Consider the following 20,504-nt stretch of genomic DNA (forward strand, 5'->3'; position numbering starts at 1 on the left):
ACCGCCCTAATATACAATTTATGGAAACAAAGCTAATCAAGACCGGGAAATTTATTGACGATAAAGAAGTCTTTGGAATTGAGTTAACAAATACGCAAGGTACTTATGTAAAAATATACAACTATGGTGCAATCATCAATAAGTTCATAGTGACCAATAAACAGGGTGAAAAGCAGGATATCGTGCTTGGTTTTGATGATTTTGAAGGATATATCACTGAAGATTACCTGGCCAATTATCCTTACCTGGGGGCGGTAATCGGGCGTTATGCCAACCGTATTAAAAACGGAAGATTCACGATAGACGGAACGGTTCATCAGCTTTCGCAAGCCAAAGGAGGCGATTGTCTTCATGGTGGAGATATCGGTTTTGACAGAAAAGTATGGACCATTTTACCAACCATTGATCCCAGTCTGACTCTACAATATATTAGTCCTGCCGGAGAAGAGAATTTTCCAGGTAACCTGACCATTCAACTGACTTTTAAGCTTACAGATGACAACGAATTGAGATTAGATTATAAGGCAATCACAGATGAAGCAACTGCCATTAATTTAACACATCATAGTTATTTCAATCTTTCTCCGGATCTGGGGCTGATTGATCAACACTTCCATAGGATGCCTGCAAGCAATTACCTGGAGCAGGATGATAACTATGTCGTAACCGGCAAGTTAATCCCTGTAGAGGGCACGAATCACGACTTCCTTGGCGGAAAAACCTTTGGTCATGACTGGGATCCGGAAGAGGGCTATGATCAAACCTATGTTTTGGATAAACCTTATGGTGAATTTACTTTAGCTTCTGAAACTTCTGAAGAGAAAAGCGGCTTAAAGTTATCGGTCTATACTACAGAACCTTGCGCACATCTATATACCGCAAAATACTTATCAGTACAAGGAGGTAAAGGTGGAGCAACTTACCATCCTTACGAAGCTTTCTGTGTGGAAACGCAACACCATCCAAATGGAATCAATATCCCTTCTTTTCCGACTACAATTTTGAGACCCGGAGAAACCTACACACAAACTACAGTTTATAAAATAGAACATAATTAATATGAAAGTCGATATCTGGTCGGACGTAAGATGTCCGTTTTGCTACATAGGAAAGAGAAAGTTTGAAACTGCATTGGCAGATTTTGAACACAAGGGAGAAATAGAAGTGGAATGGCATAGCTTCGAGCTGGATCCGAATGCGGCGACAGTACTCGATAAAACTTCTGAAGAATACCTGGCTGAACGTTATGGGAAGTCAAAAGAATGGGCTGCAGAAACGCATAAAAATGTTGCTGATGCAGCTGCTGCAGTAGGGCTTACCTTCAATTTTGATCAGGCAATTGTGGCAAATTCTTTTGATGCACACCGGTTAATTCAACTGGCAAAAACAAAAGGTCTTGGCGACGAGATAGAGGAAGCCATGTTTAAAGCGCATTTTACGGACGGTAAGAACATCGATGATCAGGAAGCATTGCAGGAAATTGGAGTTTCTATTGGTTTAGATGCCTTAGAGATCAAGGAAATGCTAAACAGTGATCGTTTTACTGACGAAGTAAGATACGATGAGAAGACTGCAGAAACAATTGGTGTTCGCGGTGTTCCGTTCTTCGTATTCAATGATAAACTGGCCGTTTCAGGCGCACAACCACCGGAAACATTTCTAGGCGCTTTAAATCAAGCCTGGGAATCCCGCTAATTCTGGTCAGCTGATCTTCCCGAAGGAGGATATTTGCTGGAGTTAATAACCTTAAAAGCCTTGCAGGAAACTAATTCTGCAAGGCTTTTAAGGTTATCATATAGGCGGACTATTTTGTAGGCCATTTATCAGGCATTTTGCAGTACCTGCTGCGCGAACACCTGCTGTTCAAGCAATGGTAGTGTTAAATGCACAAGAAAAATATCTTTAGTTTCTCCATCTTCATAATTTAGTTTTATCGCATCTCCATAAAGTTGACTATAATTACTTTGGTATTCTTCGAGATCTGCTAAAAGCGGAGGTGTTAAACCCGTTCCGTATTCCATTTCCAGATGAAGTTCATCTGATTCAATCAATACAATAATGTCCAGTGAAACAGTTTGAAGGTTGATTGTTTTACAAAAAGGCTCTAAAAGATTAACGATAGAAAGGGGTGCAATGTATTTAAGATTATCTTCTCCTTGAATAGCTAATTTAATGTGGAGCTGATGATGCAGATGATCCAAACTAATGAAATGCACAAAAGACTGAAGTGCAGCAAGTTCTTCTTTAAGCGGACTGTACAACTGCCGGCCTCTGTATAGCCGATATCTCAATAAATCTGAAAAGGTGAGAATGGCTTCAGGTGTCGTTTCTTCCGGTATTTTAGCAGATTCCTTTAACTGATGTAAACACCTCATTAAAAAATCTGGATTAATGTTGTTTTTTAGCAGATCAAGTTTTACTTGTTCAATTTCCCGCTTTTCCTTTTCTAATTCCAAAAGGATATTGTTTTCTTCATTTTTCTCCATAAAAAACAGCATGATAGAAAAGAATAAGAAATTTAAAAGATAACTGAGTAGTTTAGTGGAATAGATATGGGAGAAGCTAAGGTCTTTATCTGTTTCAACTGGATCAGTGAGGTGGATAACAGCCTTACCAAAAACAACATCAATAGCCGATATTCCAAGATAGGCGACGATGACCAACACCCAGAATTGCAGATTTTTATTCCTTTTAAAAAAATAAGGGATAAAGTATAAGCAATAGAGATAGAAAAAAGTGGCGATCATTAAATTCGTTAGAAAGAAATGATGATAAATTAATGAAAATGTAATCGGTCCTTTGGCCTGCATAATAGTAGCGCCAACCAGTACCCATATCCAGTAAACCGCATGGGCAACCCACCTATATTTATTAAAATAAACCCAGCGATTACGTTCATTAATTTCTTGTTGTACGAAACTACTCATGATTAAAAATTAAGGATTAGGTAAATTTCAAAGTGATCAGGAGCATTGTGTATTGTTAATTTATGACGTTTTGGATAGAGAATCTCCAACCGCCTTTTTACGTTCGTTAAGCCTATACCGCCCTGATATTCGGAAAATGCCTGATGAGTAGTTGATTCCGGTTTGCTATTTTGCAATTTGAAATGAAGTTCTTTTTTTAAAACCTCAATTTCCATATTGATCCATGATTTTCCAAAGCTGGTTTTAGTACCATGCTTAAATGCATTTTCAAGGAAGTTAATCAGGAGTAGTGGTGCAATCTTACGACCTGTAGTCGGTCCTTTGATGGTAGTCGTAATGGTACACAGATCTTCGTTATGCCTTAACTTTTCCAGTGCAATGTAACTGTTGGTGAATGTGAATTCATCATCCAGCTCCACCAGGTCCTCCTTACATTCGTATAACATGTAATGAAGTAAAGATTCCAGTTTTTCAATAACAACAGGGGTTCTTTCCGATTTTTTCAAACTGAGCGCATAAATATTATTTAGCGTATTGAAAAGGAAATGGGGGTTAACCTGAGACTTTAAAAAACGACTTTCCAGCTCAATCTTCTCGGATTTGAATCCTTCAAGACGCTGGATTTCTTTTTGCCTATCGTAAATGTCAATGAAATAATAAAACGCGATGAATGTAGAGGACATGAATAGATAGAGCAGCATACGGTTGCCGAACATGGTACTCCAGTTGAACTCCGGTCTCGTACTCATGATGGGAATCGTGCTGATCAACAACTTCATGAGCAATATATTGATCAAAAACCAGCACACAAACATCATTGAAAAACTCAGCCAAAAGAGGTATTTCTTTTCTTTTTTATGTAACGGAATCACAACAAATAGAAAAGTATACGATTGTAAAAAAATCACCAAAGAAAATATACTAAGGGACAAGATTGGAAAGGGGTTTGGAAATTTCGGATTGTTGAAAAATCCGTTACGACTTGTTATGAGGTAAATAAAGGTGATAAAAACTGTCCAAAACAGAACATGTATTAGCCATCGGTAATTAGCAAAGATTTGGGAATACTGTTGCTTAAAAGCAGGAGTCATCAATTAAAGGGTTAGGTTCGGCCAGGTAAAGTTATAATAAATTTGCTACCTTCATTCTCCTTACTTTCCACAATGATACTTCCTTCGTGTTTCTCAATAAAATCTTTACATAATACTAATCCCAAACCGGTTCCTGTCTCATTATTGGTGCCTCTGCCGGGCATTTTCTTTTCAATACGAAACAGATTGCTGAGTGTTTTACTGCTCATACCAACCCCATAATCAATTACAGAAATCCGTACAGCATTGTCCAGTATTTCCGCGTGTATCTCCACACTGCCAAAATTGGGTGTAAATTTAATCGCATTTGACAATAGGTTTCTAAAAACCGTATGGATCATATCAACATCAGCCGAGATCATGATTTTACCCGGCACCCTGTTAATAATTTCAATATTTTTCTGAGCAGCAACAATCTTTAAGACGTCTATGCTTGACTTTAATGTTTCAAACACATCAAGGGTGCGGGGCTTAAAGTTTAGAATTCCAGCCTGATTTGTAGACCATAACAACACATTTTCTAATAACTTGGCGCTATTACTCAGGCTGTTTTGTAAAAGGTTATAGGTTTTTTTACGCTCTTCAGTATCATCTTCAAATGCACCTTCTTCCAGGAATGTGGTTAAAGCAAGTGCCGAATTAAGTGGCCCACGAAGATCATGTGCCAATATGGAGAAAAACTGATCTTTGCTCGCATTTGTATCTTCTAGTTCCTCATTAGCAATGCTCAGTTTTTCATATTGATACTCTAATATTTGCTTTTGTGATTGTATTAGCCGATCCTGTTTAAAACGGGTCATATTATTATTCCACAGCACCCAGGAGATTACAAAAGAGACGGCTATCACACAAAGTCCATCGATTACGTTGAATAATATGGTATTTTGATTGGGCTGAGTTAAGGTTACCCCATAACAGAAAAAACAATAAATCAATAAAAAGTAAATGGCAGCGTATAGCGGTCTGATTAATATAGTAGCCGCATTGAGCACACAGGCCAGCATAAAAGTAATAATCGCATTGTCTAAAGATTGTCCGAAGATAGAACACAAGGCACCACAGATTGCAAAAACAAAGAAAACCAGGTGAGGCAATAGTTTACTCAAGAAAGAATATTCTCTTCTTGTAAATCTCAACAATATTCCGGTTAAGCTTAAAAAGAGACATGCAGGGCCCATTAGCATGTTTATAAAGAAAAGATCGTTTAACCAGGTTGTTTCTTCCGGATCGACTTTAAAGTTCCCATATCTAAAATACAGGTGAATAATTAATGTGATTGGAACAAATAAACCGGTAATAGTGATACACCTGACGAGGTTAGTAGAACTAACTTCATCCTCCATGATCATTTTGTCCAGAGCAGGTCTTTTGAAGTACCTAAGAAATAGATGGAGAGCATTTGCCATTTTGATAATAAAACAAATCTATTCTTTTATTTCATAAATAGCTAATCTTTTGAAAATGAAGCACTCATGATGCTTTTATTCCAGATTATGCTATACATAATCTGGTTTGTGATTAAAAGAAATTACGTTAAATTATAAGGATTAAACGCGATTTCTTTTAATGAGTTGGTTTAAACGACTTTAACGATAGCCATCCATATTATTCTCAGACTGGAAAGTATGACAATTACCGCAACTCCAATAAACATCTTTTTAATTGGGAGCTTTCCTACTAATCGTGCTGCAATTGGCGCTGCAACTACACCACCAATCAGTAATCCGATGATAGATTGCCAGTGACTTACCCCAAGAATAAAGAAAAAAGTGACTGCACTAGCCATTGTGACAAAGAATTCAGTTAAGCTAACAGAGCCAATCACATACTTCGGGGTGCGTCCTTTTGAGATTAGGGTAGAGGTCACTAAAGGGCCCCAACCACCGCCACCGAAAGAATCCAGAAATCCTCCGGCACCTGCAAGCCAACCTGCACGTTTTACCTTTTGAGGTTTTGCTTTTTCCTTAAATGCATTGGTTAATATCTTTATTCCCAATATTAAAGTATAAACAGAAATGATTGGCCGGATATATCCTGAAAAAGCTTCTCCGGCATAACCCAATAAAAGTGCACCTCCAATTGCGCCTAATACGCCGGGAATGAGCAGGGTTTTAAAGAGTTTCTTATTTACATTGCCGAAGCGGTAGTGACTAAATCCAGAGGCCCCACTGGAAAACATTTCAGCAGTATGAATGCTCCCGGAAATAACAGCAGGGCTCATGCCTCCTGATAATAATAACGTAGTAGAAACAACACCATAGCCCATTCCCAAAGCTCCATCTACCATTTGTGCCAGGAAACCAACAGCTAACATCCATAAGAACTTCTCATCCATCTGAAAGTAAATCTCTTTCCCATAAGCAACAACAGATTCATAACTAAGGTACGAGGCGATTGCATACCCAATAAAAAGGGCGGCTAAAATCAAAAGACATAGGTAGGCTATACGCTTCCATTTTTTTTCCTGCGAAGTACCCTGTTTAAGGGGAAGGGCAATTTCTTGATCTTGTAAATTCATTAGTATCCGGCGCTAAATAAAGTCTATCGATTTAGTAGGTAATAGTAAGGTAACTTTCTGACTCTACAAAATTATTTAGATAAGATTTTGATATTTTGACTTTGGCACTCAGTAGATCGCTCCTGAAAAGGAGGATTATAATAGGGGAACTAGAGCAGGATGAGAATTGTAAATGAGGACGAACAATCCGAAATAGGGAAGAGGTATTCTGCGTATTGAATTAAAAGGGGGAGGCAATTCTAAAAATTATAAAAAAAAAAAATGGCCCTAAAAACTAGTTCCAGAGCCATTTTTTTTTGAATTTGATCTTAAATCGCAGTTACACGTGTTTCGATATTTCCTCGTGTTGCTTTTGAATATGGACAGGCACGATGTGCTTTGTCTGCTAATTTTTGCGCTTCTTCTGTGGTGATGCCAGGAATGTGTACATCCAAATCTGCTGATAGTACAAACGAGTTATCATCTTTATTAAAAGAGACATGAACTTCTACAGTAGCTTCAGAGACATCTACACCGTCATGAATTGCTACCGCACCTAAAGCTCCTAAATAACAAGGCCCCCAGGCTGCTGCAAACAATTGTTCCGGATTAGTCGCTCCACCTTGTCCACCCATTTCCCTTGGCTTTCTTAAGTCAAATTCTATTGTTCCATCGCTTGATTTGATATGTCCGTCTCTGCCACCTTTTGCCGTAACGGATGCTGTATATATTTTTTCCATAATTTGATTTAACTTTTAATACCCTTACAACAGTTCCAGACCAGCGAAAGTTTTATATTTTAATTTTTTCACACAGCTTGAAAATATCATAAGCTACTTTTTGAATCATGTCAAACTGTTCATGGATAATATCGTCATGATTGTCCTGGCTCGTTTTTTCGGTTTTTAACGGCTGTCTAATCAATGGTACATTGCTCAATGAAGTACTGTGACTATTCAACACCTCAATAGATAAATTCATCAGGTAAGTGGTGTTATTTACGACAGGTTTCAGGTCATCGAAATTTGAAATTTTAAAAGAATGCTCTTTATTGTATAAGGACAATGTAGCTACATAAGATGATAAAAGATGATTTAAGGCCGTAAACTGGTGAAGCTCCTTCATACGCAATTGCTTACTTTTTGGCTCAGAAAACATGCGTTGAAACAGGGAAGCAAGATTTGCCGTCGTTACATATACTTCTTTCCGTGCCACCTTATAATTTGTCATATTGTGGGTATCGTCAGTGTATAAAAAAGTAACCTGTTCAAAGTAATTCATATTTGCCTTTAAGGTGGCCAACATGGCTTCCTTTAGCTTTTGATGTTCCCAATTTGGAAATAAAGAATAGCTTGCCAATAAGGCGATTCCAGAACCAATCAAGGTGTCATAAATGCGTTCACGTGCCACAGACAGTCCACCCATACCTAGGAAATCAAAAAGTACCAGAATATAAGGCGTCATAAACAAAACGCTCACCACATAATTTTTACGCTGAAAGCTATAACAACCAATCATGCAGAAAAGGAGAATGACAAATAAAGTATGTTTATCCTGCACATACACCAATATCCCCATACCAATAAATGCCCCGATTACGGTCCCGATTAAGCGCTCATAATTTCGCTTTTTTGTAAGGCTGAAACCTGGTTTGGAAATTACCAGGATGGTCAATAAAATCCAGTAGCTATGGGAGAAATTTAATAGTCTTGCGACCACAAATCCAATCAACATCACAATAGCAACTCTCAAAGAGTGTCTAAAAGTAGAGGAGGTAAAGGTTAAATTTTCAAATAATAATTTTAAATCAATGGATTGTCTGGTGATAAAACGCTCGACATCAATTTCTCTTGGCTTGAGATTCTTCTTTTCTTTTTTATTAAAGTAACCGTTGATTGTTTTTACCCTGGAGAGGATGTTTTCAATGTTTACTTCAATATTCTTAAGTGCAATAATGCCTAAAGTATTGTATTTACCGTCCGTATTGTTCTTTTCGAGTGTGGTGATTTCATTCCTAAGTGTCTCTACATCTTCAATTAAGGAGGTTGGTACCTTAGGAACACCACCACTTTTTAAAGCAAATGCAATCTCATCCAATTCATCCGCAATCTTTATAATAACAGACTCATAATGCGCTAAAATACCAGATTCATCAAATTGATCATGAAGTTGTTCGTAATTATAATAAGTAGACATGACTTGCTCAAAAAGGTCCACCATATCAACAAATACCAACAAAAGAAAACGTCCTTCAGGGGTAGATTCCCTGATAATTTCTCTCGTTTTAAATAGAACTTCACGGACTGCATCTTGTTTTTCGTGTACAAGAACCTGTAGCTGTAATAGCTTCGCATAGTTCTCATCATAATCAGTATTTTGATGATAAAATCTGGCTTTAGCCCTTAAAAACTCAGAAATTTCATGAATAGAATCACTTAATGTTTGTTGAACTAATCGAAATGGCCTGATTCTGTAGACAAAATAGCTCAATAACGTGTACCAAATACTACCTATAAATATGAGTAGCGCAAATACCAGTACCTCTTTCCAGGGCCTAACATCATCAATACTTAAGACCATAATAAGTAGGGCAGCAGTACCTATAGCAGCAGACCTTAGGCCATAAAGAAAAAGCATAGAAAACCCGAAACTACAGATAAATAGCAGTGTACCAATGAAATAAACATTACTATTGGTTAAACCCACCACAATTGAAATAATTGTAATCAAACCGGTAGTAATCAACATTGCATTTCTACGGTGAACAATTGGGCCGGGAGAATCTACAACACTTACGCACAAAGCACCTAAGGATAAGGTCATTCCGTATTGAAGCAGACCAAATTGAGCAAGAATAAGAGAGGGGCAGAGCACCCCGATAGTAATCCGGAGGCCATCAGCGAAATAGGTGCTTAATAAAAAATCCTGGATACTTCTGACTGGACGATTGAACATAGCGTAAAAATAGATTTACAATCATCAATTGTGCCATTAACAACTGCTTTATGCAAAATAACAAAATCATACCACAGTATTAAGATTTATTGCCTCATATCTAAAAATAATTTTATTTCTGATAATCATACTGCAAGAAATGTGAACGTTTTTCTCTATTTTAGATTAAGAAAAGAATTTAAAGACTCAAAAAAGGTCAATAAACAGCTGACGGGACTAAAAATCGAACGTTTATTGAATATGAGCCAGAATCGAGGCGAATTCCAGGTATGTAGTATAGGTTGAATATGCCTTAAGATGCTTTAAATCAACTAAATGAAGATTCGCATAGTTGTTCCGGAAATTTCAATAATGCAGCCAATTCTGGCTTATGAAATTCATCCGACTTGATGTAGAATCAAATACAGTGATTTACACTGAAAATCTTGCTTTAAAAAGCAAATCCAAAATCCAGCACAATAATTGTCTTATAATTAATATTATGTTAAGTAGTGTTATGCAATAGCCTACTCAGTAAGCTATTTATATGATTATTCGTAATATTTTGGGTTCTAATTAAAACTCTTCCAGCTTCCCTTTCAGCTCCTGAACTTTGTCCAGTCTGTTTTTTCTGGTATAAATATCAATCAGCATTTGAACTGTAGACTTGTCGTTCTGATTGATTTCGTGAGCTTGCAATAATGCAATTTCTGCACGGTTGATATAAGATGCAAATGACGGACTGTCGCCAGCTTTTTTTGTTTTAAGCGATTCATTCGCTGCATTTATATAAGCAATTCCTAATTGATGAAGCGCATCAAAATAATTCTCATCAATGCTCAATGCCTTATTATAAGCTAAAATCGCAGTACTGTTGTTTGCTTTATGCTGCTGCAGATATCCGTAAAGAAAATACAATAATTTGTTTTTACTTTCCGTTTTTAAAGTAGATTCTATCACACGGATCGCGTCTTCATACTTTTCTGTATCCAGCAACAAATTGATGTAATCATTAGTCAGGTATACATTATAAGGATTCATTTTCAATCCATCCTCTAAAGCTTTCAAAGCCAGTTCATGTTCAAATTTAGAAGAATAAATTCCACTGAGCTTTTGATACACGACAGGATTTTTAATTCCATTGTCTTTAGCTCGCTTATAATACACCAATGCCTTATCTAAGGATTGTAAATTTTGCGCAGCTAGAGCCGTATTTATTGCCAGCGTTGTGTCTTTTGGAAAAAAATCACTCACTTCTTTCAACAGTTCAAAAGCAGTATTAAAATCATTGCTTGCAAAAGCAGTATTTCCTTTATCCTGTTTTTTTATATTGACATTGTAGACAGCAGCGGAAATTAACTGAGAATTTGCCTGAAATTTATCCAGTCTTTTCGCAGAATCAATAGCTTCAATTGCTAGATTGTAGTAGCGGTCAGAATTACTGACATCCGTATCAATAATAGAAACATAAGCACTTAGATAAGCTTTAATTGCCCAGGTTTCCGGCCATTTTTTTGTCTTTTTGTCATTCTGAGCGGCTTCAGCGGCTTTGAGCCCCTCTCCTAGTATACTCAGCTGTTTTTTCTCATCTTGTTTACCGGCAATGGCCATTTGAAGTTTTCCTACACTATTTCTCGCAATTTGTAATTGACTTTTTTGCGAAAAAGCATGGTTAGCACTCAATAAAACAAGGATAGCAGCATTAAATAAATAGATTTTTTTCATACCAGAGTGTGTTCGAGCTACAAACTTATAAAAAAAAAGGAGGGATAAAAATTACCCCTCCTTTTTAATAGAATTATTACGTACCGATTAAGGTTGTGTTGCTTTTAAAGCGTCCAGTTTTTTCTTGGTTGCTTCATAGTTCACTTTGTCATCTTTAAATAAATAAATGATTTTCAGGTTTTCTAAAGCATTTTCATTTTTAGGATCTAATTCCAACGCAGTTTTGTAGTGAGGAGTTGATTGGTCAATAAAGCCAATCATTTTAGCACTAACTGCATTAAATTCTTTAGTTTTCTTCGGATCGATTTTATTTCTTTCCGTCTGTAAGGCTAAAGCTTGTTTGTAGTATGTATCTCCTAATAAATAATGGTAGATCGCATTTTTAGGATCTTTCGCAATTAATTTATTCAACATCTCCTGAGATTTTGCAATATCACCAGATTTGATATAAAGATCAGTTTCCAGACCGATGAAATAAGAATCATCAGGGAATTTGCTACCAGCTTCTTTTAGAATAGCCAAACCAGCTACTGTATCTTTTAACTTATCGAAAGTAACATTGATAATTTCAGAGTAAAGCACTTTTGAATCTTTATAACCTAAATCAATCGCTTTTTTGAAATTTCTAACTACTTCAGGATAGTTTTCTATTGCTTTCGCAGTAACACCTGCGTTAACATACATAGAAGTATCCGTTGGAGTTTTAGTAGTTACTTCATTGAAAGCGGCTAAAGCAGCAGCAAAATCTTTTTTGTTGTAGGCAAAGATCGCACGATTTCTCATGGCATTATCTACATTGATTTCTGCTTGCTGGATATTCTCTTTCTCTGCACCTTTAGTATCTAAGGCTTTTGCTTGTACAATTGCTTCTTCAGCAATCTTTTGTTTTGCTTTAGCATTATTAAGATCCAATGAATCCACTAATGCAATTCTAGAAGCAAATAAAGCTCTGTAAGACCATGCTTCAGGCATTGTTTTAGATTTCTCATGAACAATCGCATTATCCGTATGGGCTAAACCTCCATCCAGAGTTTTCAAGCTTTCAGCTAGAGTTTCCGTCTTAGGGATCATCAGCATTCCCCAGATTTTCTTAGCTTCATTTACTTCACTTTTTTGTGCATTTGCACAGGTGGCAGCACCTACAAGTAGCATACTAAAAAGTACTTTTTTCATCTTGTTTATTTATGGGTCAAAAATTTAATTTTCTTCTTCTTCTTCAGTGTCATCCTCAGCCTCTTCATCATCTTCTTCGATTTCCTCGTCGATGATTTCTTCTGATGCTAAATCTGAGTCTTCAGTAGCAATAGCGTCATTTACAACAACCGCGCCTTCTTCGCCTTCTTCCAATTCGATTTCCTCGTCTTCGTGCTCAATTTTAGCAACTGAAGCAATTTCATCATTACCTTTAAGGTTGATCAGACGAACACCTTGCGTTGCTCTACCCATTACCCTAAGTTCGCTGACAACAATTCTAATCACGATACCAGATTTGTTAATGATCATTAAATCATCCGCATCAGTTACGTTTTTGATGGCTACCAATGCACCGGTTTTTTCCGTTACACTAATGGTTTTAACACCTTTACCACCTCTATTAGTAACGCGGTAATCTTCGATATCAGTACGTTTACCGTAACCTTTTTCTGAAACTACTAAAATAGTTACACCTGGATCATCAACAGCAATCATGCCAACAACTTCATCCTGGTCATGTGCAAGCGTTACACCTCTTACTCCGGTTGCAGTTCTACCCATTGGTCTAACTTTCTCCTCATTGAAACGAATTGCTCTTCCAGAACGTAAAGCCATTACAATTTCGCTTTTTCCTGTAGTTAAACTTGCTTCTAAAAGTTGATCACCTTCGTTAATGTTAATCGCATTGATACCATTTACACGTGGTCTTGAATAAGCTTCTAAAGAGGTTTTCTTAATCGTTCCTTTTTTAGTACACATGATAATGTAATTGTTTTCCAGATATTCCTGGTCCTTCAAATTCTTTACCTTGATGTATGCTTTAATTTTTTCCTCTTTCGGGATATTGATGATATTCTGAATTGCTCTACCTTTACTTAGTCTTGATCCTTCAGGAATTTCATATACTCTCAACCAGAAACAACGACCTGATTCTGTAAAGAACAACATATAGTTGTGGTTTGAAGCCACCAATAAATGCTCAATAAAGTCTTCATTTCTTGAATCACTACCTTTAGAACCTTTACCGCCTCTACCTTGAGTACGGTATTCAGTTGCAGGTGTACGTTTGATATAACCTTCATGAGAAATCGTGATCACTACGTCTTCATCTTCGATAAAGTCTTCCATGCTCATGTCTTCCGCAGAATGTACGATTTGAGTTCTACGCTCATCACCGTATTTTTCCATCATTTCAGCCAATTCATCCTTAATGATTTGCATACGTAAATCTTCTGAATCCAGAATAGATTGTAAGTAGTCAATAGTTTTCATTAATTCATCAAATTCCTCTTTGATTTTATCGCGTTCCAGACCTGTTAACCTACGTAAGGTCATGTCAAGAATGGCTCTGGCTTGAATATCACTCAAACCAAATTTCTCCATTAACCCAACTCTCGCTTCTTCAGGAGTGTTAGATGCACGAATTAATTTAATTACTTCTTCAATATGATCTAAGGCAATTAATAAACCTTCCAGAATATGCGCTCTTTTCTTAGCTTCTGCCAGTTCAAATTTCGTTCTTCTAACCACTACATTATGTCTGTGGTCAACGAAATGACGAATCAGATCTTTCACGTTCAACATCTGCGGTCTGCCATTCACAAGTGCAATGTTATTTACACTAAATGAAGTCTGTAAAGCAGTCTGTTTAAACAGGTTATTTAAAACAATTGCAGCATTCGCATCACGTTTAATTTCATAAACGATACGGATACCATCCTTGTTAGATTCATCTTTAATATTGGAAATACCGTCGATTTTTTTCTCACCTACCAGTTCAGCGGTACGCTCAATCATCATCGCTTTATTTACCTGATAAGGGATTTCAGTAACGATAATTGTTTCGCGGTCTTTATTCGTTTCGATCTCCGCTTTAGCGCGCATTACGATACGACCTCTACCTGTTTCGAAAGCTTCCTGAACACCTGTGTAGCCATAAATAATTGCTCCTGTAGGAAAATCAGGGGCCTTTATGTGCTTCATTAATTCAGGTATAGTGATTTCGTTATTCTCGATATAAGCAATCGTTCCATTGATTACCTCCGTAATATTGTGTGGTGGCATATTCGTAGCCATACCAACCGCAATACCGGAAGAACCATTGATCAGTAAGTTTGGAACTTTAGCTGGAAGAACAGTTGGTTCCTGTAGGGAATCATCAAAGTTAAGCTGGAAATCCACCGTATCTTTGTTGATATCAGCAAGCATATCTTCTGCAATCTTCTGGAAACGAGCTTCCGTATAACGCATTGCTGCCGGAGAGTCACCATCAATAGATCCAAAGTTACCCTGACCTTCCACCATTAGGTACCTTAAGCTCCATTCCTGAGCCATCCTAACCATGGTGTTATAAACAGAAGCATCACCATGCGGGTGATACTTACCTAATACCTCCCCAACAATACGGGCAGATTTTTTATAAGGTTTGTTATTTGCAAGTCCCAGGTCCAACATACCGTATAAAACACGGCGGTGAACTGGTTTTAATCCATCACGAACATCAGGTAAAGCCCTTGATACAATAACCGACATCGAATAATCGATGTAAGCGGATTTCATCTGCTCGTCAATATTGATTTTTATTATTTTGTCGTTTTCTTGATTTTCTAAATCTTCTGCCATAAATAGTAATGTTCCCTAAGAACGATTTAAACGTGGTATTCTTATAACCTTGCGAATTTAATAAAAAATGCGCCATAAAGGCGCATTGTGGAAAAAATTTATCGTATATATTTTAGGACCAAATAGTGGGATTAAGCCCACTCAATGCCTTTTTTTAGCTTACTCAAGGTATCCGCTTCCGGGCTATCCGGTATTGCCTGATAATTATAGACCCATTTGGCCATTGGAGGTAAGCTCATTAGGATAGATTCGATCCTCCCATTGGTTTCCAGACCAAATTTTGTCCCTGCATCATACACTAAATTAAACTCCGCATAACGGGATCTCCTCAGGTATTGCCATTCCTGTTCTTCGGCACTAAAATCAGCATCACGGTTCCTGTCGATCAGCTCTGTATAGGCCGGAAGAAAAGTATTTCCAACTGCGGTGGAGAAATCTAATAAACGGTCAAAATCCAATCCTGTGTTTTCAGGTTTCAGTTTATCATAAAAAATACCACCTACTCCACGGGTTTCTTCCCGGTGTTTGATGAAGAAATAATCATCAGCATGCGCTTTAAATTTAGGGTAAAAAGAAGCATCAAATTCATCACAAGTCTGTTTCAGCAAATGATGAAAATAACGCGCATCCGTATCAATTACATAATGCGGCGTCAGGTCTATCCCACCGCCAAACCAACGGGTCTGATCATCCATCTCAAAATAACGGATATTCATGTGTATAATAGGCACGAAGGGATTATTAGGGTGCATCACAATAGAAACACCAGTTGCAAAGAAATCATCGTTCTCCAGCTTAAAAGACTTCTTGATTGCATCCGGTAATTTACCGTAGACTGCGGAGAAGTTTACGCCACCTTTTTCGATTACATTTCCATTTTGCAGAATTCGTGTTCTGCCACCACCGCCACCTTCACGGCTCCATAATTCTTCTTCAAATTTTCCTTTACCATCAGTTTGTTCCAAACCCTGGCAAATGGAGTCCTGAATTTTCTGGAAAGCTGCGACTACTTTATCTTTAAATACCATTTCTCTAAAACTTATCCTCAAAGTTAACTTTTAAAAAAGCCCCTTTGCTGCTAAAGTTGAGATAGTACATTTTTTTGACATAATGCCGGTAAAGCCACCAAAATCACTAATCGTGGTGCATTTTCAACTTATCTAAAAGATCTGGTGATACATTTTCAGCATATACTCCATAAGCATCAATTAATACGCCTTTAAGGTTTCCCACCGGGGACGAAATCGCATAAATTACCGCACTGTCTCCGGGATCATTCATCCCTTCAAAACGGTAAAATTCATCGATTTCGAACTCTTCAGGCATCAATTGTAAATCAATTGCCTTACATTCTATACAATCTGGTGCCAGGATAAAATCATGCTCATAACCTCTCTTCTCGAGGTCAGCAACAGCATCGGTGAGGGTGTCATAAATATACATAGCTCTAATTTAATAAAAATTAATTGTAGTGTGGACCTTTTTAAGTTTCATAGTTCAATAAACTTTCAGATATTTAAGCATCATGGTAGTATCAGAAAAAACGCTAAAATGGGGACTTTGTTTGTATCCACCACTATTATTCCAGCGTATATGGGTGAAAAAATTCCATAAGGGTTTTCGGGGTGTCGATGTAAAAATCAACAGAAGCCTTTTCAATAAGAATTACAACGGTTCTATATTCGGTGGAACGATTTACGCGGCAACAGACCCCTTCTATGCCTTATTATTTGATCAGCTCCTGAAAAGAGAAGGCTATAAAGTACGGGTATGGCTAAAAAGTGCTTCCATACAATATCTTAAACCTGGACATGGAGACCTGTTTTTCACCATCACCGTAAGCGACGAGATGCTTAATGAAGCCATAGAGGCGATGAATACCAGCGGCAAATTCGTCAAAGCATACCCGATGGAAATCACCAATGCCGCAGGAGAATTATGCGCCACCGTGATGAATGAAATTTATGTACGAAATTTACATTTGGGAGAAAAACCACGCATTGCCTATTAGCACTATGAACCTCAAGAAACTCATCCTCCAAGGCGAAGGGACCACCCTTGATTTCAAAAAAACCATTAACAATTCCGAGAAAATTGCCCGCAGTATTGTCGCTTTTGCCAACCATAAAGGCGGACAATTACTCATTGGCGTGGCCGATGACGGGACGATTAAAGGTGTGAAATCTGAGGATGAAGAAAGATATATGCTTCTCAAATCTGCACAGCAATTTTGTAGACCGGCAATCGACCTGAGCTTTGAAGAGGTTTATGTGGAGGATAAACTTGTCCTCATCGTCAATATTGAAAAAAGTGATACTAAGCCCCATTACGCCCTGGATGAAAACAAGAAATGGTGGGTGTATTTCCGGATTCAGGACAAAAGTCTGCTGGCCAGTAAAATCCTGGTAGAGGTCATTAAAAAAAGTACTGAAAGTCCGCCACCACAGGTACCCCATGGAAAAGAAGAAAAAATGTTATTCGAATACTTAACACAGGAAGGGCGAATTACTTTAAAGCAATACAGTAAAATCCTGAAGACTTCCTATAAAAAGGCCCAAAAGATACTCGTTGAACAAATTCTAAGTGGGGCTATCCATCCCCACAGTTCCGAAAAGGAAGAATATTTTACATCAATTCCACAACAACATTAGGTAAAATAATTCCAACCTCAAGAAATGAGGGAAGAAATACCGACTTTTGTAGCAATGCTACAAACACTATATTCAAAATATAAACCATATTACTCCGATAACCTTCGGTTGGCGATGCCGATTGTGGTATCTCAACTGGGACATACCCTTGTTCATTTAGCCGACAGTGTAATTGTAGGGCATTTTGCCGGCACCATTCAGTTGGCAGCAGTTTCTCTGGTCAACAGTCTTTTTATGCTGATCCTCGTGATAGGAATGGGGATTTCGTACGGATTAACCCCTTTAATGGCGCAGGAAAACGGACGCAAGAACTACGATGAATGCGGTAAATTATTGTCCAACAGTTTAATCATTAACATCTTTACCTCTATTTTACTCTATGGTTTTGTCCACCTGGGAACTTTACTCGTTATCGATCACCTCGGACAATCGCCGGAAGTAGTTGCCTATGCAAAACCTTATTTAGGCTACCTGGCCATTTCCATCATTCCGCTGATGATCTTCCAAACCTTTAAGCAATTTGCAGAAGGACTTGGATTCACTAAACAAGCCATGTTTGTGTCTATCTGGGGAAACCTGCTCAACATTGTTTTAGGAATTATCCTGGTTAAAGGAATGTTCGGAATCGCCCCTATGGGTGTAAAGGGTGTTGGTATCAGTACTTTGGTAGACCGTACCTTGATGGCCATTGTGATGTCTATTTACGTGTTAAAATCTAAATATTTCAAAGAATATATCAAAAGCTTTAAAGTCAGCTTTTTTGATAAAGTACGGGCAAAGAAGATTATCAAGATTGGCGCCCCGGTAGCTTTACAATATTCATTTGAGATCAGTGCTTTTAGTGGTGCAGCCATCTTGATTGGTACCATTGGCGCGGTAGAACAAGCAGCTCATCAGGTAGCCATGAACCTTGCCGCCGTAACCTATATGATGGGTAGCGGGATTGCTTCTGCGGCAACCATTAAAACAGGAAATAACTTTGGGAAGAAAAACTTCCTCGACCTCAGACAATCCGCAATTGCGAGTTACCATGTCATTATTTTATTCATGAGCATTACTGCGATTCTGTTTATTGCGGCCAATAATTTATTGCCATATATCTATACAGAAGACACAGCAGTGATCAATATCGCAGCTCAATTGCTGGTTATTGCCGGTTTCTTCCAGCTTTTCGACGGCACTCAGGTAGTCGGGTTAGGTATATTAAGAGGTATTGGCGATGTCAATATCCCCACCTTCATCACCTTTCTTGCCTATTGGGTAATTGGTATTCCATTGGGATATTACCTGGGGATTCAATTAGATTTAGGCGTAAATGGAATCTGGTACGGCTTAACTTTCGGTTTATTAACCGCCTCTGTATTGCTGTTTTTTAGGTTCCAGAATAAAACCAGACTGCTTGCTAAATCAGCATAACGAGCCCTATAAATGAAAAGCCCTGTTAATTTCAAAAGAGAATTAACAGGGCTTTTTTATGTGCTAAGAAACCAGCTTATAGTAACAATTTGCTGGCTAATCCTAATAATAGCAAAAATCCAAAAACATCTGTAAATGTGGTAATGATAATGGAAGATGCGATAGCTGGGTCAATACCTACTCTTTTTAGTATTAAAGGAATGCCAGCGCCAGTAACTCCGGCAATCAGTAAATTACCTGTCATCGCTAAAAAGATCACCACACCCAACAAAGGATTGCTGTCGAAAAATATAGCGAACATAAACACGATTAAACCAGTAACCGCACCATTGATCAGACCAACTGTAAACTCTTTTAATACCGTACGGTAAGCCTGATTATCGGTTAGGTCGTATAAGGAAATCCTTCTTACGGTAACAGCCAGGGCCTGCGTTGCCGCATTTCCACCCATACCGGCAATGATCGTCATGTAAGCAGAAAGCACCGCAATCTTCTCAATCGTAGAACCAAAATGCCGTACTACTGCCGAAGCTAAAAATGCCGTTCCTAAGTTTAAAATCAACCATGGTAAACGCGATTTCACCGCTTCTACCCAGTTGCCACTTAGTTCCTCATCTTCCGAAACCCCTGAAATCTTTAAGATATCTTCCGTGTTCTCATCTTCTAAAACGTCGATAACGTCATCGAAAGTAACCCTACCCAATAACTTCATGTCATTGTCTACAACCGGAATACTGGTAATGTTATATTGAGAAATTAACCTGGCAACCTCCTCCTGATCTGTGTCGGGTGTTACCCAGGCCACTTCAGCTTTCACCAATTCGGTGATATGTACGTTCCCTTTTGCTTTAATGATGTCTTTCAGCGAAACGATTCCCTGAAAAACATTATCATCATCAATCACAAAAATGGTATAGAATTCTTCGATCTCTTCACTCTGACGGATTATCTCGTCAATCGCATCCTTTTTAGTGAGGTTAAGATTTACGCGAATAAACTCGGTGTTCATTAAACCACCGGCCGTTTTTTCATCGTAACTCAATAAATTCCGGATACTGGAAGCATCATCCTCACTTAAATCTTTGAGGATTTCCTTTTGCTCATGCTCTTCCAGCTGAGAAATAATGTCTGTAGCGTCATCATAATCCAGCTCTTCTACGATCTCCGTTCTCTTGTCCGGGTGTAATTGCAGCAGTAATTCCTCAGGGTGAGATTCTTCATGCATCTCGGAAATAACTTCCGAAGCGATCTCTACAGGTAATAAATTGATGATCCGTTCCTGATCTTCCTTATTGATACTTTCGAAAAGTATTGCTATTTCTGAGGCATGATATTGCGATAGAATAACTTTAAGTTGTTCATCGTCACTATTTAAGGCGTTTTTTAGTTTAGAAACGTCTGTTTTGTCCAGGTCGAAGGATTGCATCTATTGCCAAAGTTACAATAA

The 20,504-nt window shown here is 37.9% G+C and carries 17 protein-coding genes; 5 read left to right on the forward strand and 12 right to left on the reverse strand.

Annotated features, from left to right (window positions below; genetic code table 11):
- Positions 1-20: 20 nt before the first annotated feature.
- The gene (locus tag R2Q66_RS09490) at positions 21-1,058 is read left to right on the forward strand and encodes an aldose epimerase family protein (protein WP_316748215.1); all 1,038 of its coding nucleotides are present in this window, start codon (positions 21-23) and stop codon (positions 1,056-1,058) included.
- Between the two features lies 1 nt (position 1,059).
- Positions 1,060-1,695 (forward strand): DsbA family oxidoreductase, encoded by a 636-nt coding sequence (locus R2Q66_RS09495; RefSeq protein WP_316748217.1) that lies wholly within the window; start codon positions 1,060-1,062, stop codon positions 1,693-1,695.
- Between the two features lie 128 nt (positions 1,696-1,823).
- Here R2Q66_RS09495 and R2Q66_RS09500 read toward each other — a convergent pair whose 3' ends face one another.
- The 11 genes from R2Q66_RS09500 to R2Q66_RS09550 all read right to left on the reverse strand — a co-directional run bounded on the left by R2Q66_RS09500 (position 1,824) and on the right by R2Q66_RS09550 (position 16,433).
- Positions 1,824-2,927 (reverse strand): histidine kinase, encoded by a 1,104-nt coding sequence (locus tag R2Q66_RS09500; RefSeq protein ID WP_316748219.1) that lies wholly within the window; start codon positions 2,925-2,927, stop codon positions 1,824-1,826.
- Positions 2,928-2,929: 2 nt separating this feature from the next.
- The gene (locus R2Q66_RS09505) at positions 2,930-3,706 is read right to left on the reverse strand and encodes a sensor histidine kinase (RefSeq protein WP_316748221.1); all 777 of its coding nucleotides are present in this window, start codon (positions 3,704-3,706) and stop codon (positions 2,930-2,932) included.
- A gap of 323 nt (positions 3,707-4,029) precedes the next feature.
- On the reverse strand, positions 4,030-5,424 hold the full coding sequence (locus R2Q66_RS09510; RefSeq protein ID WP_316748223.1) for a HAMP domain-containing sensor histidine kinase: 1,395 nt from the start codon (positions 5,422-5,424) through the stop codon (positions 4,030-4,032).
- 170 nt (positions 5,425-5,594) lie between these two features.
- Positions 5,595-6,536 (reverse strand): sulfite exporter TauE/SafE family protein, encoded by a 942-nt coding sequence (locus R2Q66_RS09515; RefSeq protein ID WP_316748226.1) that lies wholly within the window; start codon positions 6,534-6,536, stop codon positions 5,595-5,597.
- 308 nt (positions 6,537-6,844) lie between these two features.
- A complete protein-coding gene (locus tag R2Q66_RS09520; RefSeq protein WP_316748228.1) occupies positions 6,845-7,255 on the reverse strand; it encodes an organic hydroperoxide resistance protein in 411 nt (136 codons plus the stop codon).
- A gap of 52 nt (positions 7,256-7,307) precedes the next feature.
- The gene (locus R2Q66_RS09525) at positions 7,308-9,470 is read right to left on the reverse strand and encodes an FUSC family protein (protein WP_316748230.1); all 2,163 of its coding nucleotides are present in this window, start codon (positions 9,468-9,470) and stop codon (positions 7,308-7,310) included.
- A gap of 555 nt (positions 9,471-10,025) precedes the next feature.
- Positions 10,026-11,174 (reverse strand): hypothetical protein, encoded by a 1,149-nt coding sequence (locus R2Q66_RS09530; RefSeq protein WP_316748232.1) that lies wholly within the window; start codon positions 11,172-11,174, stop codon positions 10,026-10,028.
- Positions 11,175-11,261: 87 nt separating this feature from the next.
- Positions 11,262-12,347, reverse strand: a complete 1,086-nt coding sequence (locus tag R2Q66_RS09535) for a tetratricopeptide repeat protein (protein ID WP_316748233.1) — start codon at positions 12,345-12,347, stop codon at positions 11,262-11,264.
- 24 nt (positions 12,348-12,371) lie between these two features.
- The gene (gene gyrA / locus R2Q66_RS09540) at positions 12,372-14,990 is read right to left on the reverse strand and encodes a DNA gyrase subunit A (protein WP_316748235.1); all 2,619 of its coding nucleotides are present in this window, start codon (positions 14,988-14,990) and stop codon (positions 12,372-12,374) included.
- A gap of 131 nt (positions 14,991-15,121) precedes the next feature.
- A complete protein-coding gene (gene hemF / locus R2Q66_RS09545) occupies positions 15,122-16,018 on the reverse strand; it encodes an oxygen-dependent coproporphyrinogen oxidase (protein ID WP_316748238.1) in 897 nt (298 codons plus the stop codon).
- 106 nt (positions 16,019-16,124) lie between these two features.
- Positions 16,125-16,433, reverse strand: a complete 309-nt coding sequence (locus tag R2Q66_RS09550) for a phosphoribosylpyrophosphate synthetase (protein WP_316748240.1) — start codon at positions 16,431-16,433, stop codon at positions 16,125-16,127.
- A gap of 82 nt (positions 16,434-16,515) precedes the next feature.
- On the opposite strand from R2Q66_RS09550, the gene R2Q66_RS09555 reads away from it, so the two are divergent.
- The 3 genes from R2Q66_RS09555 to R2Q66_RS09565 are packed head-to-tail and all read left to right on the forward strand — an operon-like array spanning position 16,516 to position 19,057.
- Positions 16,516-17,001: a DUF4442 domain-containing protein gene (locus R2Q66_RS09555; protein WP_316748242.1), complete on the forward strand. Its 486-nt coding sequence runs from the start codon at positions 16,516-16,518 to the stop codon at positions 16,999-17,001.
- Positions 17,002-17,005: 4 nt separating this feature from the next.
- Complete coding sequence (locus tag R2Q66_RS09560) at positions 17,006-17,641, forward strand: ATP-binding protein (protein ID WP_316748244.1); 636 nt, start codon at positions 17,006-17,008, stop codon at positions 17,639-17,641.
- 24 nt (positions 17,642-17,665) lie between these two features.
- A complete protein-coding gene (locus tag R2Q66_RS09565; protein WP_410479400.1) occupies positions 17,666-19,057 on the forward strand; it encodes an MATE family efflux transporter in 1,392 nt (463 codons plus the stop codon).
- A gap of 76 nt (positions 19,058-19,133) precedes the next feature.
- Here the strand turns inward: R2Q66_RS09565 and mgtE are convergent, their stop codons facing one another.
- Positions 19,134-20,483 carry a magnesium transporter gene (gene mgtE / locus R2Q66_RS09570; protein WP_316748246.1) on the reverse strand — a complete coding sequence of 450 codons (1,350 nt, stop codon included), beginning with the start codon at positions 20,481-20,483 and terminating at the stop codon, positions 19,134-19,136.
- Positions 20,484-20,504 lie beyond the last annotated feature (21 nt).

It is taken from the genome of Pedobacter gandavensis, assembly GCF_032677645.1.
Lineage (GTDB): Bacteria > Bacteroidota > Bacteroidia > Sphingobacteriales > Sphingobacteriaceae > Pedobacter > Pedobacter gandavensis_A.

Bases quoted from the DNA above. Each gene is read 5' to 3' on its own strand.
- R2Q66_RS09490 (WP_316748215.1), top strand. From the start codon at position 21: ATGGAAACAAAGCTAATCAAGACCGGGAAATTTATTGACGATAAAGAA.
- R2Q66_RS09495 (WP_316748217.1), top strand. From the start codon at position 1,060: ATGAAAGTCGATATCTGGTCGGACGTAAGATGTCCGTTTTGCTACATA.
- R2Q66_RS09500 (WP_316748219.1), bottom strand. From the start codon at position 2,927: ATGAGTAGTTTCGTACAACAAGAAATTAATGAACGTAATCGCTGGGTT.
- R2Q66_RS09505 (WP_316748221.1), bottom strand. From the start codon at position 3,706: ATGAAGTTGTTGATCAGCACGATTCCCATCATGAGTACGAGACCGGAG.
- R2Q66_RS09510 (WP_316748223.1), bottom strand. From the start codon at position 5,424: ATGGCAAATGCTCTCCATCTATTTCTTAGGTACTTCAAAAGACCTGCT.
- R2Q66_RS09515 (WP_316748226.1), bottom strand. From the start codon at position 6,536: ATGAATTTACAAGATCAAGAAATTGCCCTTCCCCTTAAACAGGGTACT.
- R2Q66_RS09520 (WP_316748228.1), bottom strand. From the start codon at position 7,255: ATGGAAAAAATATATACAGCATCCGTTACGGCAAAAGGTGGCAGAGAC.
- R2Q66_RS09525 (WP_316748230.1), bottom strand. From the start codon at position 9,470: ATGTTCAATCGTCCAGTCAGAAGTATCCAGGATTTTTTATTAAGCACC.
- R2Q66_RS09530 (WP_316748232.1), bottom strand. From the start codon at position 11,174: ATGAAAAAAATCTATTTATTTAATGCTGCTATCCTTGTTTTATTGAGT.
- R2Q66_RS09535 (WP_316748233.1), bottom strand. From the start codon at position 12,347: ATGAAAAAAGTACTTTTTAGTATGCTACTTGTAGGTGCTGCCACCTGT.
- gyrA (WP_316748235.1), bottom strand. From the start codon at position 14,990: ATGGCAGAAGATTTAGAAAATCAAGAAAACGACAAAATAATAAAAATC.
- hemF (WP_316748238.1), bottom strand. From the start codon at position 16,018: ATGGTATTTAAAGATAAAGTAGTCGCAGCTTTCCAGAAAATTCAGGAC.
- R2Q66_RS09550 (WP_316748240.1), bottom strand. From the start codon at position 16,433: ATGTATATTTATGACACCCTCACCGATGCTGTTGCTGACCTCGAGAAG.
- R2Q66_RS09555 (WP_316748242.1), top strand. From the start codon at position 16,516: ATGGTAGTATCAGAAAAAACGCTAAAATGGGGACTTTGTTTGTATCCA.
- R2Q66_RS09560 (WP_316748244.1), top strand. From the start codon at position 17,006: ATGAACCTCAAGAAACTCATCCTCCAAGGCGAAGGGACCACCCTTGAT.
- R2Q66_RS09565 (WP_410479400.1), top strand. From the start codon at position 17,666: ATGAGGGAAGAAATACCGACTTTTGTAGCAATGCTACAAACACTATAT.
- mgtE (WP_316748246.1), bottom strand. From the start codon at position 20,483: ATGCAATCCTTCGACCTGGACAAAACAGACGTTTCTAAACTAAAAAAC.